Source organism: Marinobacter sp. L-13, from assembly GCF_056857715.1.
Map to the genome: position 1 here is coordinate 1 of NZ_JBSXNQ010000046.1, position 14,157 is coordinate 14,157.

Below are 14,157 nucleotides of genomic sequence, written 5' to 3' on the forward strand. Positions count from 1 at the left end.
TGATAACCGTCTTGACTGACTGAATAGAGAGAATCGAGACTCTATTCGGCTGGATATTGTGGATACGTTCTCGGGCCGAACTGTGATTCGACGCGGCGGGGTCACTTGCTCAAAATACTTCTGCCGCGCAGACCCCTAGCCGGAGCAAACTGAAGCACCTCTTTGGTCCCGAAGATGATTGGCCGCCAGGCAATCTTACCCTAACCATGAATGAGGCCGACCTCGCATGGCATGCAAAAGAGTTCGAGCTGGGCAAATCGTTCGCCTACCATCTCCTCGACACTGACCAACGGGCATGCCTTGGATGCCTTTACATCTACCCGACCGCCAGCATGAGCCACGAGGTAGAAGCGTACCTGTGGACTCACATCAACCTTGATAAAGAGGTTGCTGAGCTAATCGAACACGAAGTCATTGATTGGCTGGATCGCGAGTGGCCTTTCGAATCGATCGCGTGGCCGGGACGATTTATTTCCTTCGAATCATGGTCCGCAGCCGGCTTAAGAAACTACTATGTATGCACCCGAACAACATCCTCTCTCTATTATTGATCCAGGCGTTTCAACGGGATCAGAAATTACCAACGAATGAGCAATCCGTAAGCGAAATCTGCCTCTCTTGTTAGTAGCCTGCGCGTGACTTGCTCAACGCTGAGGGTTAACTGATATGGTCAACATGCTGGCCGCTATTCCAGTCAGGGCACTATTCGCCCGACTATTCTCACTCGTTTTTTTCGTGCTTGCTTTCACTTTGGTCAGTGCCACTGTAATGGAGGTGATCAGCGCGCTTCAATCTGGCCAGCAGCTTATGCAGGCGCTGATCAAGGGCGTTAACGGCAGCATCATCGCTCTCGCTGTCTACGAGCTGGCAATGGTGATACGCTCCGAGTACAGCGGGCGCTCGGAATCCCACGACGTTATAACCATGATGAGACGCACACTGCCGCGTTTTATTGGAACAGTGTGCGTTGCCATGTCGCTTGAAGGGCTGATCATGATCATCAAGTACAGTCAGTTGGAACTCGCCGGCAACCTCTATTATCCCGTTGCCATCATCGTCAGTACCGCCCTGCTGCTGGCATCCCTGGGCCTGTTTTTGAAGATGGCTCCCAAAGACCAGGCTGGCCCTTGAGGTATCTTTACATCGGCACGTTAAACACCGGTAGGTATCAATCCGTGCCACACGGGCAGACTCATATCTTCGGGATCATCATTCGGGCCACCAGTCCGGCTTTTGAAGGCTCCCTCATCAATTGGGATCCGGAACAGCGCGGTTGCCTTTCGCTCCTTGTTATTCGGCGCCCTGACCTGCTCCCACCGCCCTGGCTCGATCTGGTTGATGATCGCGCGGAACGCGGCATCAAAGGCGGCATCGTCACATACCGGCTCAGCCCGTCCATACAACACCAATGACTCGTAGTTAGCACTGTGGTTGAACGCCGATTTTGTCATCACCCATTCATTTGTCACGGCGAAGGAAATGCAGAGCAATGCGCCCGATTCCAGACGCCGGGACAATCGTCCACCATTGAGCGTGTGCACATAGAGGTCGTCGCCCAGTCGCCAGGCCGTGATCGGGATGATGCGAGGCTCGCCATCTTCCACAAATCCTATATGCGCCGTTTTGAGCCGATCAATCAGCCGGTAGGCTGTTTCCCTGTCATAGCTGGCTCGCTTTACCGCCCTCTGCACCCTGCTGCGTGGACAGGAAGTCAGCGGGGAAGCCTTGGGCCCGGCCAAATCAGTCGTTGTCATCAGAAGCTCCTTTCCGGTCTTGCACTTCACAAAATGTACTTCTATTGAAAGGCACTTCTGATACCATTTAAAGATCCAGATTGTGACTTTTGATAGGACCAGTTGATGTGATTGATGATATTCGCCTGGACAGCGCGCATCCGCTGCAGCATCAGCTGTATCAACGGTTGTCCGAACGGATACTCGACCAGCGCTACCCACCCGGGCGCCAGCTTCCGCCCAGCCGCCAGATGGCGAAGGATCTTGGCATCAGCCGCAATACGGTGAACGCCGTTTATGAGCAGCTCAAGGCAGAGGGCTTTCTTCAAAGCCGAGCGGGCAAGGGTATCTTTGTCCATGAAGACATCAAATCAGCGATAAACCCCGCAGGACCGGGCCTGAAGAAACCCGGTGGCGTTTCCATGAACTTTCCACCGCTGCCGGCACTTCCAGCGGGAACACCGAAGCCTGTTGAAGACGCCAGTTTGCCATTCCAGCCGGGCTTGCCAGACCTGGATGCGTTTCCCATCCGCAGCTGGAACCGGATCATGCACCATCAGGAAAGCCGCCGGTCTCTCCGGGGCTATGACAGCATCCAGGGGTATCAGCCCCTGAGACACGCCATCGCCGCCTACCTGAGAACCTCCCGCGGTGTTCGCTGCGAAGAACACCAAGTCATAATCACCAATGGCGCGCAGCAAGCGCTCTCGCTTATTGCCGACGTTTTCCTGCAACGGGGCGACAGTATCCTGTGTGAAAATCCGGGATACCGGGGCGCCCGGAACGCGCTGGGCCGGCTGGGCAATCCCGCGATTCCAATCCCCCTCAGGAACCACGTCCTGGATGTGGAAGCGTTGCAGGGCCTTGAACCTGCCAGGGCCAGGCTCCTGTTCTGCACGCCCACTCACCAATACCCCATGGGCGGCATCCTCGACCTTTCCCAGCGAATGGCTCTGGTGCAATGGGCCCAGCAAAACGGATGCTGGATCATCGAGGACGACTACGACAGCGAGTTCCACTTCTACAACAAACCCTTCGCCGCCATCCAGGGCCTGTTCGAGAATGCACCCGTGCTCTACATGGGCAGTTTCAGCAAAACTCTGCTGCCGGCATTACGGGTGGGCTATCTGGTGGTCCCGGAGGCGGTGGTCGAGCCCTTGCTCTGGGCTAAGCAGATTAGCGGTGGAGAGACCCCTCTTCTTGTCCAGGCAACCATCGCCGAATTCATTGAGAGTGGTCAGTTCACACGCCATCTGCGGCGAATGCGTCAGCTGTACCGGGACAAATGGCAACTCTTCCAGAGCGAGGTTACGAAAAAGCTCGGCGGACTTGCTCAACCGGTGGCGGAAAGCGCGGGGATGCACCTGGTACTTGAAGGAGATTTTGACGACCTGGCGCTCAGCCAATGGTTGAAAGCCAGGGGATTTGGCAGTACACCGCTGAGCGCGCACTTTCTGGGAGATTCCTCCAGAACCGGCCTCGTAATGGGATTTGCGAGCGCCAACGAGCGCGAGATCAGAGAATGCGTCAACACCCTGCGATCGGGGCTCACCAAACCATGACATCAAAGTACGAAAAACAGATTCTTACCGCATGGAAATCAAATGCCTCGCCCTGGATCAGGGCCGTGGAACAAGCGGGCATTCGAGCGCCGGGCAATCTCTCCAGCAGCAGTGTTTTAAGAGTGATCGAAGATTACGCCCCCTCGGGTGGCTCAATTCTCGACGCAGGATGTGGCGAGGGCTGGTTGATCAGAGAAGTAACGCGCCTTGGCTACCGAGGCACCGGAACAGATGCCGTGCCGGAATTGATCGAATACGCCCGGCAACAGGGAGAGGAAAACTTCAGGGCCCTCAACTACGAACAACTGGAAAATGCCGATCTGGGCACGTTTGATCTTGTTGTGAACAACTTTGCCTTGCTGGGAGACACCTCGGTGAACGCGTTTCTCAAGGCCCTGCCCAAACTTCTCAATCCCGGTGGTGCGTGCGTCATCCAGACTCTCCACCCTGTCGCCTTTTTCCATGAAGGAGAATACGCCACTGGCTGGAAGCCTGGAACCTGGGCTGGCCTTCCCGGCGATTTCGGCGATCCGGCTCCCTGGTACTTCCGAACGCTCGCCGGTTGGCTCAATCTGTTCAGGACATCCGGATTGACGTTGGGAGAAATCAGGGAACCTGCGAACGAGGGCCAACCGCCCCAATCGATTATTTTTGTGGTTCAAAATACTCGGAAAGCTCAGCGGCCAGAAAATCGAAAACCGTCCGAACCCGAAGGTTCATCCTGAGTTCCCGATGTGATACCAGCCAGACATCGCTGCCGAAAACCCTATCCTCGAAGACTCTCTCTACTTCAGGCTCTGCATCACCCAACTCAACGGGCATCATGCCAATACCGATGCCAGCCCGAGCCATTTGCCAATGCACCAGATGGCTGTCCGTCCTGGCAACGAATTGCTCTTCCCGCAGCGTGAGGCCACGCTGCGCCAGGGCTCCCACGTATCTCTCATTGTTTGAAAGAAAGCCTATAAATGGAGCCTTACAAAGATCGTCGGTCAACGGCGATGGCAGATCAGCCAGGATTTCGGGTCTGGCGTAGAGAGTCGCGGAGAATTCCCCCACCTTGCGGGCAATCAGATCGGGTTCTGTGGGTCGAAAGTTCCGGATGGCAATGTCCGCAGCACGGCGGCGAAGATCGCTGGCCTCATTGGAGGCAACAAGGTTGATACGTACTCCGGGATACTGGTACCGGAGCCTTTGAAGAATAGGAGGCAGAATGTAAGCGGCGGTTATTTCAGATGCCGAAATCGCAATCTCGCCCTCAATGGACTGCGCCTGACCCGTTGCCGCAAGTGAGAGGCTGCTTGCGGCCTCTCCCATCGCTCGGACATAGGCAAGCAGTTCGAGGCCATTCCGAGTCAATTCCAGCCCACGACCTCCCCGCTCAAATAGCGCCGTAGAAAGTTCCTCTTCCAACGCCGCAACCTGTCTTCCGAGGGTCGGCTGCGAAACCCCCAGAGCCTTTGCTGCAGCAGAGAGGGATCCTTCCTCGGCTGTCACCAGGAACGCGCGGGCTCGGTTCCAATCGAAGTTAACGGTTCGCCAATTCATTCAAATATGCATATCTGCAATAAATTTCTGTCGATATTACCAACAGAAGTGAAGAGATAGAATCTGTTCCCGGAATTAAATCAACCGCCCTGAGAGACGAACTCATGAATTCATCCATCCGTTTCTGGAACCGCAGCGCTGCTCGATACGCCCGCCGTCCCATCCCGGACCAGAACGCCTATCTGAGAAAGATCGCCCTCACCCAGAAATATCTCAATCCGGAAATGGATGTTCTGGAGTTCGGCTGTGGTACGGGATCAACGGCCCTCATCCACGCGCCCAGAGTACGCAGCTACCTGGCAACCGATGCCTCCTCCCGAATGATAGACATCGCCCGAGAGCGAAAGGCAGGAAAAGACGCCGACAACCTTCGCTTTGTGGTTGCCACACTTGAGGATATGCAACATCGGCAGCAAGCGTTCGACGCGATCCTGGGGTTGAACATCCTGCACCTCCTCCGACACCCCAAAGTTGCGATACAACGGGTTTTCAGCATGTTGAAACCTGGCGGAGTGTTCATCAGCAACACCGCCTGCCTTCAAGATACTTGCCCCTATTTGAAACCAGTTGCGTCCCTGGCCCGAGGTCTGCGACTCGCGCCCTATGTAAATTTCTTGTCCCGTTGCCAGTTGGAGAGGCATCTGGAGTACGCCGGATTCCAGATTGATTATCGCTGGGTGCCTGAAACCTCAAAAGACGTTTACTTCCTGATCGCCAGGAAACCAGAATAGGGCTGAGGTCATCATCAGAAGAGCAATGTCGATCGATTGAAACAGCTGTTGGAAAACCCGCACTGGGATGGCAAGCTTCCCTGAATCCAAGGCTCGCTGAATGGCGGCCTCAATCTGAAGGAGAATTCAATGGGAAGTTCAAAGCTGGTCGGTATCGTTTTGCTGGTGGTTGGCGTCGGCCTGCTGTATTTCGGCTACCAATCAACCCAGTCACTGGGGAACCAGTTGTCCGAAACGGTCACGGGTCGTTTTACAGACCAGACCATGTGGTATCTGATCGGCGGGGCGGCCGCGGCTGCAGCCGGCGCTTTCCTGACATTTTTCAAGAAATAATCCTGCCTGTTTTTCACCGCTCGGGCCTGACCACAAACCAGCTGGCCAGGACGAGCGCTCCGAAAACCGTGTAGGCCAGAATAAACACCCAGTCCGGCGCACTGTAATACAGAATGGACTGCAGCCAGTGCTGGATAAACGATCCCTCATAGCCCGCCTCCCCGGCCTTTGCCCGAAGCGCCATTTCCCAGGTCGTAAGCGGGCATAGCACACCGAGCCAGGATTGCAGAACCACTACACCAATCACAATCAGGTGGCTGAGACGGAACCAGAAATTGCGAACCCAGCGCCACTGGCAGAAATAGCCGGCAAAGGTTGCCACCAGCCCGAGGATGACAAAAACCACCAGCATCGTGTGCAGGATCAGGAGCGTATCAGCAAAGATCAGTAACCAGCGGCTATCCATCGCTACTCGACGTCCACTAGGCCATTACGTATCTGGCGCGACCCTGTTTTTTCGCGCGGTACAATGCCTCATCGGCCCTTCGAATCATTTCATCGATGGAATCAAACTCGGTGGCCAGGCCCTGACAGATTCCAATGGAACAGCTAAGTTCCTTGCTATCGGGGCCATCCTCATTTGGAACCGCGCGGTCCTGCCATTGTTTCAGAACCTCTGCAGCAAGAAGTTCAAACCGGTCGGCATCTTCGCCCTCAATCACGGCCATGAATTCCTCGCCGCCGTATCGCCCGAGGATATCGGTCTGTCTTTTGAATACCTGCCTCATGATGTCAGCCTGCTGTCGAATAGCCTGATCACCCTGCTGGTGGCCGTAGTGGTCGTTGAACTGCTTGAAATGATCAAGATCCATCATGAGTACAGCGAGTCTCTGATTGGAGCGCCGCTGCCGGGCAAACAAACGCCCGGATTCACTCATCAATGCCCGGCGATTGAAGAGATCGGTCAGTTCATCGATGGTGCTCAGCCCAACCAACTGCTCGTTGGCCTCCTGAAGCTGGCCCAGCAATCGATCAATCCTGTGCCGGCCGATCACACCGACAAACAGTGAGCCGGCCACGAACCCGGCGTTCATCCAGGTTCGCTCGCCGTAAACGGAATCCATGAGCATCAAGCCGACAAAGCCCAGAGAACTGAGCACCATCGCGGTCAGCGCGTAATGGAATTTCATTCCAAAAACAAAGAAACCGAAGAAGGCGTACAGCAACGTCCCTTCGTAAGGAAAGCTGAATGCTGCCTGCTCCCATGCCACGTGGATCAGGTAGTAATTGGCGTAGGTAATGCTCAGAACAGTCGCCAAAAACGCGGTCTGGGCAAAGCGAAGAAATTGCGGGACGAAGGTGAAGGCGAGCAGGCCTGCGAGAATCGGAAGCTGAATGAGGGCTCTGTTCGTTATGTAGGCGCTCGCCAGATCCGGCGGGATCAACTGAAGATCACCAATCATGAACAGGGAGATCAGAATGCCACCCACCACGATGGAGAGTCGCAGCATGAGCATGTCGCGGGGGGATACCGTATTCGCTTCAACCGAGGGAGTCGGCATAAAAATGGAGCTCACAACGCACTTTATTCCCTGTACCTGCCGAGTCTAAACAAATTCTCGCCCTGACCACCAGCAAATAAACGAATCAAACGAGGTACGACCTGTACAATTTTCCCACACACCTCACTCAAAAATCAGGATTTCCACCATTCGACGGGCCGGGTTTTCGGATTCGTCGGATCCTCCCGAAAGGGCCTCCCCTGTGCCATCAATCGTAATAAGAAGATCACCAGTTTGCCCCGACTCCGCCAGCAGAGTATCGAGATATTGCTTAACCGCCGCTGCACGGCGTAGCGAAAGCAGGTAATTGTAGGTTTCATCCCCTACGGCGTCTGCCTGCCCCCTGAGCGAGATGAGAGCACCTTCCTTGACGCCTTCCATGAGACGATTAATCCGGTCTTTGGCCTGCTCACTGAGCGTACTGTCATTGAGGGCAAACAAAACCGTTTCCCGGATCAGCATTCTGCGACCACAGTCGTCACCGCGGCAGATGGCAGCCTCGAAACGGTCGAGGCGTTCAGACAGACTTTTTATTGCGTCTGCATTTTGCTTCTGCAACGCCTCCAGGTTAGCCAGCCTGGCATTCAACGCGCCCATATCCGGGCCTTGAACCGACCGGTCGATCACGTCGGCACTATCCGGTTCGCTATAGATATAACTGCCAGTATCAGACTCAATCGCGATAATGCGCGCGCTCAGGTTGGTCCAGAGTATGTAAAAAACGATCGCCACCAGTATGAATCCGATCGCGGTTAGAGCACTTCTCATGGCGGCTACCCCGTTATACCGGCAGGAAAAAACAAGTCAGAAACCGTGCGGCCCCTGATCGCTGACGCTGCACGTTGGAATGCATGACAGCCAGATCTTTGTTGAGTGCACGGATCTGGACGCCGCTGCGGTAAACGTTCCGGAAACTCAAATTGGCATGCATCCCGAATCGGGTGGTGGTCTGCCATGCGAGCAGCTGGTCCGGACTGTTGCTGGGACTCTCCTCGCCATCTGTGCCGTCACTGCCGCGGGCAGAAAGCAACAGGGTGCCATCGCCCACGGCATCAGAGGGTACAAAAGCAACCACATAAAACATCCGCCCGAATATTAAAGAGGCCAGCTGCCAGCTATACCGGGTGCGAAGACCGATACGCTCACTCATCCCCACGAACTGCCTCCAGGAAAAGATCACAGCATCACCTGGCTTGAGGGTCCAGACCACAATCCGTTCATCGGCGGGTAACCGACGATATGGTGCGGCCCCGCCAACGCGGGCGCCTGTCCATACCCGGTTCATGTGCCAGGCCCCGCGCAAGAAGCGGGAGAAGAAGGCCTTTTGGGCCTGCGGAGTCACCTCATCAGGCGGCGCATTGGCGAAATCATAGCGTTTGCTAACGTATATCAGCTCTCCCATATCTGGCGTGAGATCGAGACGGTCTGACACCTCTCGCACCCCGCCGGACTGTCCGGGCTCTGACTGTGGCTCAAACTGAATCACACGCTCGCCATCAACCTTCGCTCCAAAAAATACCCGCGCAAAAATGTACATCAGACTCTTGATGACAACGAGGATCAACACGAACCATGAAACCCAGGAATAGATATCAACAACAGCGTAGATCACGCTCAACTGCGTCTTTATGGCCGTTTCCATATCATGGAAAGTCGCACTCAAATCCTCGCGGGCAACATCAACAAGGTTGCCGGCACCGCTTGTGGCAAGCTCCGCATAGCCCTGCGTTGCGCGATCAAGGCTCTGGCGCTGCGACTCGCGCTTTTCAGCATAGGCCTCGTTCAGCGGTTCCTTGACCGACGTTTCTGCGCATGACGCCGTCTGGAAAACCCAGGGCAGGAAACCACTACAACCCGGTGGTGCCATTTCTGGCTCTACATCAGGCAAGGTCTTGGGCACCTCTTGCTCATAGAACGACATCATTGCGGCAGCCACGGCTTTCGGGGACGATTTTGCCCTCGCGTCAAGGTCATCAAGCATTCTGAAAGCGGCCTCTTCCTGATCATCGAAATAGGCGCTGATCGCACGATCGATGTTCTGCCTCCGGTTTGCTTTCGGGTCGGAGTCCGCCATGAATTCCAGACTGTAAAGTTGGTTATCGACCCATCGATCAACCTGCCAGGAGGCTGCCAGGCCAAGCGCCAGCAACGTCAGGAACGGCAGGTAGAAGACCAGTGTTTTGCGGCAAGTCTGCAATAGAAAAGGTCCCGACTGCCTGCGAAGCAACGGGAAATTCTCCCGTACCAACAAGCGCGCAATGCGCAGCGCGAAGCAAAGCATCAAGAACTGAACAATCAACCAGAGCCTGTAGCCCAGGGCGCCTTCTGAATAAAACACTGCGGCGAACAGCGAAACACCCAGAAGCGACAGGTAAACCGTAGATCCCATAGGAAAGACCCAGAGCAGAGCCACCAACACTGCCAGACACAGCAGTTTGTAAGTCATGGAAATCTGCCAGGCCCTGTAAGCATCACTTGCCCAGAGATAGGTGCTGATTCGTGCATCAAGGTCCCGCAGCTGTGTCAGAGCCTGCTCAGTATCCGATCGTGCTGTTTGGATCGATGTCAGCTCCACTCTCAATGCCCGGCGAGTGGTTTCCAGGGCATTACGGTGACGGATAACCTTGTTTCGCCCTTGCCTGAGCTTCTCCCCCAACACCTTGTTCGCCAGTCCAAGGCTGAAACGCGAGACTATGGCCAGATCACGCAGCGACTTATCAATCATACTCAGGTGCGAGTTAGCCTGAGCGATCTTCAGCCTCAATGCCGTTATCTGAACAGCAATCTTGGCAGCCCGCTGGCTGACGTTCGTGTCCCAGGCACCACTCCGTTCTGAAAGCTGGTCCAACTCGCTCAGTAGTTCGGCGCGCTCGAAACGGAACAGCCCCGTGTCCGTATGATCTATGTCACCAATCCTGCTTCGGAGTGAGTCCAGGTCCGGTAGCTCAGCACTTTCTCTGGCGAGCTTTTCATTTTCGTAGAGCCTCTCCTGGGCATCCCAGGCGCTTGGAAACGGTTCAGTCAGCTTCTCAGGAGGGAAAAAGACCAGCGCCAACCAGGGCAAAAGCAGTGGCATCAGGACAAAGCGTCGCAGAACAACGCACGCCGCGATTCCAACAACGAAAACGACAAGGCAGAGCTCTGGGGGAAGGAACATCAGGCTTTCAACCTCAAGCCCAAAGCGCTCGTCAAACATGGAAAAAGGAGAAATGTGGCCAGTAACCACAGCCGGAGCGATGCCAAGTGCGATGGCAACCCACAGGGTGTAGCTGGCAACGCGCCTGGTCATTGAGTGAATTCCTTCTCGCCAAAGGAGTAATTGGAAGTGTAGTCCAGTTTGCTGCCGTCGCCCGACGCACCAAAGGAGTAACTCCGGCTCCAGATCGCACCGTATTGAAGCAGAGAGGTTCCTGCCAACGGCTCTTCAACAGTGCCTTTGTGCACTATACACAATATCTGGCGGACTGCGCCGCAAGATTCGACCCGATAAGCCTCCATGGCACAAACGTTGCCAACTCCCTTGGTGTTACCCAAGACACGGAGAGATCGTCATGACCACTGAACCTACACCCAAAGAACAGGATTATCCCTTAAGCCCGGTTCCCATGGATCAGCGCAAAAGCGTCTGGTCCATGGGGTTGGTGCTCCTTGGCTTTACTTTCTTTACCGCCACCATGTGGGCTGGTGGCAGCGTTGGTGTTGCCTTCGACTTTTCCACAATGCTGATGGTTCTGGCGGTCGGCAATCTGCTGCTGGGGCTGTACGCAGCAGGGCTGGGTTATATCGCCGCGAAGACTGGCCTGAACACAGCCCTAATGAGCCGGTTCACCTTTGGCGAGCTGGGCAGCAAGCTGTCCGACTTTATTCTGGGTTTCACCCAGATTGGCTGGTACGCCTGGGGCACGGCCACTATGGCAATTCTGCTGGTCAAACTCACCGGGATGCCGGAAGGGATGACAACACCGCTGATGGTGCTGTTCGGGTTCGCCTTCTGTGTTACTGCGTTTATCGGTTACCAAGGACTGGAGTGGCTATCGAGGGTTGCCGTCCCCGCCATGATTATTCTGGTCGCCGTCAGTATGTCCATCGCCACATCCGATGCCGGCGGCCTGTCCGGGCTGCTGGCTATTACCCCGACCAATGAGATGAGCGTTGCAGCTGCAATCACGCTGGTCTTCGGCACCTTTGTCAGTGGCGGCACCCAGGCCACCAACTGGACCCGCTTCGCGAAATCCGGCAAAACCGCTGTGATCGCCACATTGCTTGCGTTCTTCCTTGGCAACGGTCTGATGACCTTGATCGGCGCCTTTGGTGCCCTCGTTTACCAGCAAGCCGACATCGTCGACATCATGGTCGCCCAGGGCCTCGCCACACTCGGTATCCTGATGCTGTTCCTGAATCTCTGGACCACCCAGGACAACACGGTTTACAACTTTGCGGTCGCGGGCTGCAACCTGATCCGTACCCGCCGCCGAAAATCGGTGACCATTGCTGGTGCCGCGATCGGGACAGTTCTGGCGGTACTGGGCATGTACGAATGGCTGATCCCGTTCCTTGTTCTGCTTGGCACCTTTATCCCGCCGATCGGTGGAGTCATCATGGCAAGCTACTTTGTCGGCTATAAACGCCAGTATCCGGACCTGACCACGGTTACGCTGCCAGCCTTCAACTTCCCTGGGCTCGCGGCCTACGCCATCGGCTCCGCAGCCGCCTATACTTCTCCCTGGATTGCGCCCATTGTGGGTGTTCTCGTCGCGGCCCTGAGCTACAGCATTATTCTGGTTGTCAGCGAAGCGGTCCGTGAGCGTAAAGCCCAGGTGATGGGAGCGATCTGAGTGACCCTGCGATGCCGGAACGTGCCACACCTCCCCGGCCTGGATGCCATTCGGCTCCGGGGCGGGGAGTCCGCCGGGGATAACCCGGTACGCTGGCCCTATGTAGCGGAAAACCGTTCGTTCAAGAGCTGGGTCAAAGGTGGCGAACTGGTTTTTGTTACCGGCATCAGCCGACATCGCAGCCCCCAGAATCTGGCGGAATGCCTGTATGAGGGCAAGGAATGCAATGTCTCCGGACTCGTTGTCCTGACCGGAGATGCTTACATCGGTCAACTGCCCAACACGTTATGCCGGCTGGCCGACGAGCTTGCGATACCTCTGTTCGAACAGCCCTATTCTCTGCCCATGGTGGAAGTCACGGAAGCCATCGGCAGGGCCATTGTCTGGTCCGAACACACATCGATTGAGCAGATGGATCAAGCCATCCTGGCCGATTATGCAGACTTGCTCGATGCCTGGATTACCTGCCGGGGCAACCAGAGCGCGATGGCAGAAGCATTGGGCTGTCACAGGAACACAGTACGCAACAGAATGAACCAGCTCAGTGAATCAATGCCTGGCCAGGGCACCCCGACAGAACAATTCAGAACACTGTTACTGGCACACCTGCTACTGAGACCATAGATGCGGGTTAGCCACTGACCGGAGATAAAATGACTAAACCATTGAACGCAATAGCGAACGCACGTCTACAGGGCCGGGATGGGCTATTCCGGCTTGAGATCAGCAACGGACGATTTTCAGGTATCACCGCCCAAGCCGAAAATACCACCGTCAATGAAGGCGAACTGGATGCCGGAGAAAATCTGGTCACAGCCCCTTTCGTGGAGCCACACATCCATCTCGACGCTGCCATGACCGCCGGGGAGCCGCGCTGGAACAAGAGCGGCACCCTGTTCGAAGGCATTGAATGCTGGTCCGAGCGCAAGACAACCCTGAGCCACGACGATGTGATCAGCCGCGCCAGCCAGACGCTGAAGCTCTTTGCCGCCCATGGCATCCAGTACGTGCGTACCCACGTGGATGTGACCGATCCGAACCTGACTGCCCTCAAGGCCATGCTTGAGGTTCGCGAACAGACCGCAGCCTTCATTGACCTGCAGATCGTCGCGTTTCCCCAGGAGGGCATCTGGTCTTTCAAAAACGGGCGTGAGCTCATGGAGGAAGCCGTGCGTCTCGGTGCTGATGTGGTGGGTGGCATTCCCCACTTCGAGTTTACCCGGGATTACGGTGCAGAGTCGGTTCGCTGGCTGATGGAACTTGCCCATAAAAACGACCGACTGGTGGATGTTCACTGCGACGAAATTGATGATCCGGAATCCCGGTTCCTCGAAGTTCTGGCCGCCGAGGCCCTGAGACTCGACTACGGTTCCAGGGTATCCGCCAGCCATACCTGTGCAATGGGCTCCTATAACGATGCCTACTGCAGCCGCCTGTTTCGATTGCTGAAAAAGTCAGGCCTGCGCTTTCTTTCCATGCCCACTGAAAGCCTGCATTTGCAGGGCCGATTCGACAGCTACCCCAAACGCCGAGGCATCACCCGGGTCCCCGAGCTGCTTGATGCCGGACTGAAAGTCGCCTTTGGCCAGGACTCAATTCGCGACCCCTGGTATCCAATGGGCAACGGCAACATGCTCCGGACCCTTGATGTCGGCCTGCACGCCTGCCATATGCTGGGCATGAGCTGGATCGACCGTTCACTGGAGCTGATCACCGAGAATGGCGCGGCTGCGCTTGACCTTGATGAGTATGGCCTTGACGAAGGGATGCCAGCACGGTGCGTGGTTCTTCAGGGGGCCACGCCCTATGAAGTGCTACTCGGGCAGCGACCGGTTCTGGCGTCTGTAAGGGACGGGCAGGTGCTGGTCCGGCGGGAGGCCTGCCATCCGGAAGCCGGCCTGATGCTTTAAGAG

At 55.9% G+C, this 14,157-nt stretch carries 15 protein-coding genes; 9 read left to right on the plus strand and 6 right to left on the minus strand.

Translation table 11 applies throughout. From position 1 onward, the window contains the following. Positions 1–206: 206 nt before the first annotated feature. Both AC13DD_RS06120 and AC13DD_RS06125 read left to right on the plus strand, forming a co-directional pair. A complete protein-coding gene (locus tag AC13DD_RS06120) occupies positions 207–551 on the plus strand; it encodes a hypothetical protein (RefSeq protein ID WP_482930987.1) in 345 nt (114 codons plus the stop codon). 217 nt (positions 552–768) lie between these two features. After that, complete coding sequence (locus AC13DD_RS06125) at positions 769–1,131, plus strand: hypothetical protein (RefSeq protein WP_482930988.1); 363 nt, start codon at positions 769–771, stop codon at positions 1,129–1,131. A gap of 20 nt (positions 1,132–1,151) precedes the next feature. On the opposite strand, the gene AC13DD_RS06130 is transcribed toward AC13DD_RS06125, so the two are convergent. Further along, positions 1,152–1,754, minus strand: coding sequence for a pyridoxamine 5'-phosphate oxidase family protein (locus AC13DD_RS06130; RefSeq protein WP_288367597.1), 603 nt, complete (start codon positions 1,752–1,754; stop codon positions 1,152–1,154). 107 nt (positions 1,755–1,861) lie between these two features. Between AC13DD_RS06130 and pdxR the strand changes: the two genes are divergently transcribed. Together pdxR and AC13DD_RS06140 are read left to right on the plus strand one after the other, a co-directional pair. Continuing rightward, positions 1,862–3,295 carry a MocR-like pyridoxine biosynthesis transcription factor PdxR gene (gene pdxR, locus AC13DD_RS06135; RefSeq protein WP_482930989.1) on the plus strand — a complete coding sequence of 478 codons (1,434 nt, stop codon included), beginning with the start codon at positions 1,862–1,864 and terminating at the stop codon, positions 3,293–3,295. Continuing rightward, positions 3,292–4,020, plus strand: a complete 729-nt coding sequence (locus AC13DD_RS06140) for a class I SAM-dependent methyltransferase (protein WP_482930990.1) — start codon at positions 3,292–3,294, stop codon at positions 4,018–4,020. The genes pdxR and AC13DD_RS06140 overlap by 4 nt, the downstream gene beginning before the upstream one ends. Here AC13DD_RS06140 and AC13DD_RS06145 read toward each other — a convergent pair. Beyond that, positions 3,941–4,843 (minus strand): LysR family transcriptional regulator, encoded by a 903-nt coding sequence (locus AC13DD_RS06145; RefSeq protein ID WP_482930991.1) that lies wholly within the window; start codon positions 4,841–4,843, stop codon positions 3,941–3,943. The two genes, AC13DD_RS06140 and AC13DD_RS06145, sit on opposite strands and share 80 nt — an antisense overlap. A gap of 104 nt (positions 4,844–4,947) precedes the next feature. Between AC13DD_RS06145 and AC13DD_RS06150 the strand changes: the two genes are divergently transcribed. Both AC13DD_RS06150 and AC13DD_RS06155 read left to right on the plus strand, forming a co-directional pair. After that, positions 4,948–5,574, plus strand: a complete 627-nt coding sequence (locus AC13DD_RS06150) for a class I SAM-dependent methyltransferase (RefSeq protein ID WP_459423149.1) — start codon at positions 4,948–4,950, stop codon at positions 5,572–5,574. 129 nt (positions 5,575–5,703) lie between these two features. Then, positions 5,704–5,907, plus strand: coding sequence for a DUF3185 family protein (locus tag AC13DD_RS06155; RefSeq protein ID WP_014578027.1), 204 nt, complete (start codon positions 5,704–5,706; stop codon positions 5,905–5,907). Between the two features lie 13 nt (positions 5,908–5,920). Here AC13DD_RS06155 and AC13DD_RS06160 read toward each other — a convergent pair whose 3' ends face one another. The 4 genes from AC13DD_RS06160 to AC13DD_RS06175 form a co-directional block, all read right to left on the minus strand. Next, complete coding sequence (locus AC13DD_RS06160; RefSeq protein ID WP_062781449.1) at positions 5,921–6,313, minus strand: DUF2784 domain-containing protein; 393 nt, start codon at positions 6,311–6,313, stop codon at positions 5,921–5,923. A 16-nt stretch (positions 6,314–6,329) separates the two neighbouring features. Further along, on the minus strand, positions 6,330–7,424 hold the full coding sequence (locus AC13DD_RS06165; RefSeq protein ID WP_482930992.1) for a GGDEF domain-containing protein: 1,095 nt from the start codon (positions 7,422–7,424) through the stop codon (positions 6,330–6,332). A gap of 108 nt (positions 7,425–7,532) precedes the next feature. Then, entirely contained in the window at positions 7,533–8,177 is a 645-nt protein-coding gene (locus AC13DD_RS06170; RefSeq protein ID WP_424006212.1) for an OmpA family protein, read from the minus strand. 13 nt (positions 8,178–8,190) lie between these two features. After that, positions 8,191–10,698 (minus strand): hypothetical protein, encoded by a 2,508-nt coding sequence (locus AC13DD_RS06175; RefSeq protein ID WP_286810988.1) that lies wholly within the window; start codon positions 10,696–10,698, stop codon positions 8,191–8,193. 262 nt (positions 10,699–10,960) lie between these two features. Here AC13DD_RS06175 and codB point away from each other — a divergent pair, with 262 nt between their 5' ends. The 3 genes from codB to codA are packed head-to-tail and all read left to right on the plus strand — an operon-like array spanning position 10,961 to position 14,154. Continuing rightward, on the plus strand, positions 10,961–12,244 hold the full coding sequence (gene codB, locus AC13DD_RS06180) for a cytosine permease (protein ID WP_219120550.1): 1,284 nt from the start codon (positions 10,961–10,963) through the stop codon (positions 12,242–12,244). Further along, a complete protein-coding gene (locus AC13DD_RS06185; RefSeq protein WP_273156155.1) occupies positions 12,245–12,868 on the plus strand; it encodes a PucR family transcriptional regulator in 624 nt (207 codons plus the stop codon). It abuts the gene before it with no gap. A 29-nt stretch (positions 12,869–12,897) separates the two neighbouring features. Further along, positions 12,898–14,154 carry a cytosine deaminase gene (gene codA / locus AC13DD_RS06190; RefSeq protein WP_482930993.1) on the plus strand — a complete coding sequence of 419 codons (1,257 nt, stop codon included), beginning with the start codon at positions 12,898–12,900 and terminating at the stop codon, positions 14,152–14,154. Positions 14,155–14,157 lie beyond the last annotated feature (3 nt).

What these genes read in the sequence shown, in the direction of transcription:
- AC13DD_RS06120 (WP_482930987.1), top strand. Translation starts at nt 207, where the DNA reads ATGAATGAGGCCGACCTCGCATGGCATGCAAAAGAGTTCGAGCTGGGC.
- AC13DD_RS06125 (WP_482930988.1), top strand. Translation starts at nt 769, where the DNA reads ATGGAGGTGATCAGCGCGCTTCAATCTGGCCAGCAGCTTATGCAGGCG.
- AC13DD_RS06130 (WP_288367597.1), bottom strand. Translation starts at nt 1,754, where the DNA reads ATGACAACGACTGATTTGGCCGGGCCCAAGGCTTCCCCGCTGACTTCC.
- AC13DD_RS06140 (WP_482930990.1), top strand. Translation starts at nt 3,292, where the DNA reads ATGACATCAAAGTACGAAAAACAGATTCTTACCGCATGGAAATCAAAT.
- AC13DD_RS06145 (WP_482930991.1), bottom strand. Translation starts at nt 4,843, where the DNA reads ATGAATTGGCGAACCGTTAACTTCGATTGGAACCGAGCCCGCGCGTTC.
- AC13DD_RS06150 (WP_459423149.1), top strand. Translation starts at nt 4,948, where the DNA reads ATGAATTCATCCATCCGTTTCTGGAACCGCAGCGCTGCTCGATACGCC.
- AC13DD_RS06155 (WP_014578027.1), top strand. Translation starts at nt 5,704, where the DNA reads ATGGGAAGTTCAAAGCTGGTCGGTATCGTTTTGCTGGTGGTTGGCGTC.
- AC13DD_RS06160 (WP_062781449.1), bottom strand. Translation starts at nt 6,313, where the DNA reads ATGGATAGCCGCTGGTTACTGATCTTTGCTGATACGCTCCTGATCCTG.
- AC13DD_RS06170 (WP_424006212.1), bottom strand. Translation starts at nt 8,177, where the DNA reads ATGAGAAGTGCTCTAACCGCGATCGGATTCATACTGGTGGCGATCGTT.
- AC13DD_RS06175 (WP_286810988.1), bottom strand. Translation starts at nt 10,698, where the DNA reads ATGACCAGGCGCGTTGCCAGCTACACCCTGTGGGTTGCCATCGCACTT.
- codB (WP_219120550.1), top strand. Translation starts at nt 10,961, where the DNA reads ATGACCACTGAACCTACACCCAAAGAACAGGATTATCCCTTAAGCCCG.
- codA (WP_482930993.1), top strand. Translation starts at nt 12,898, where the DNA reads ATGACTAAACCATTGAACGCAATAGCGAACGCACGTCTACAGGGCCGG.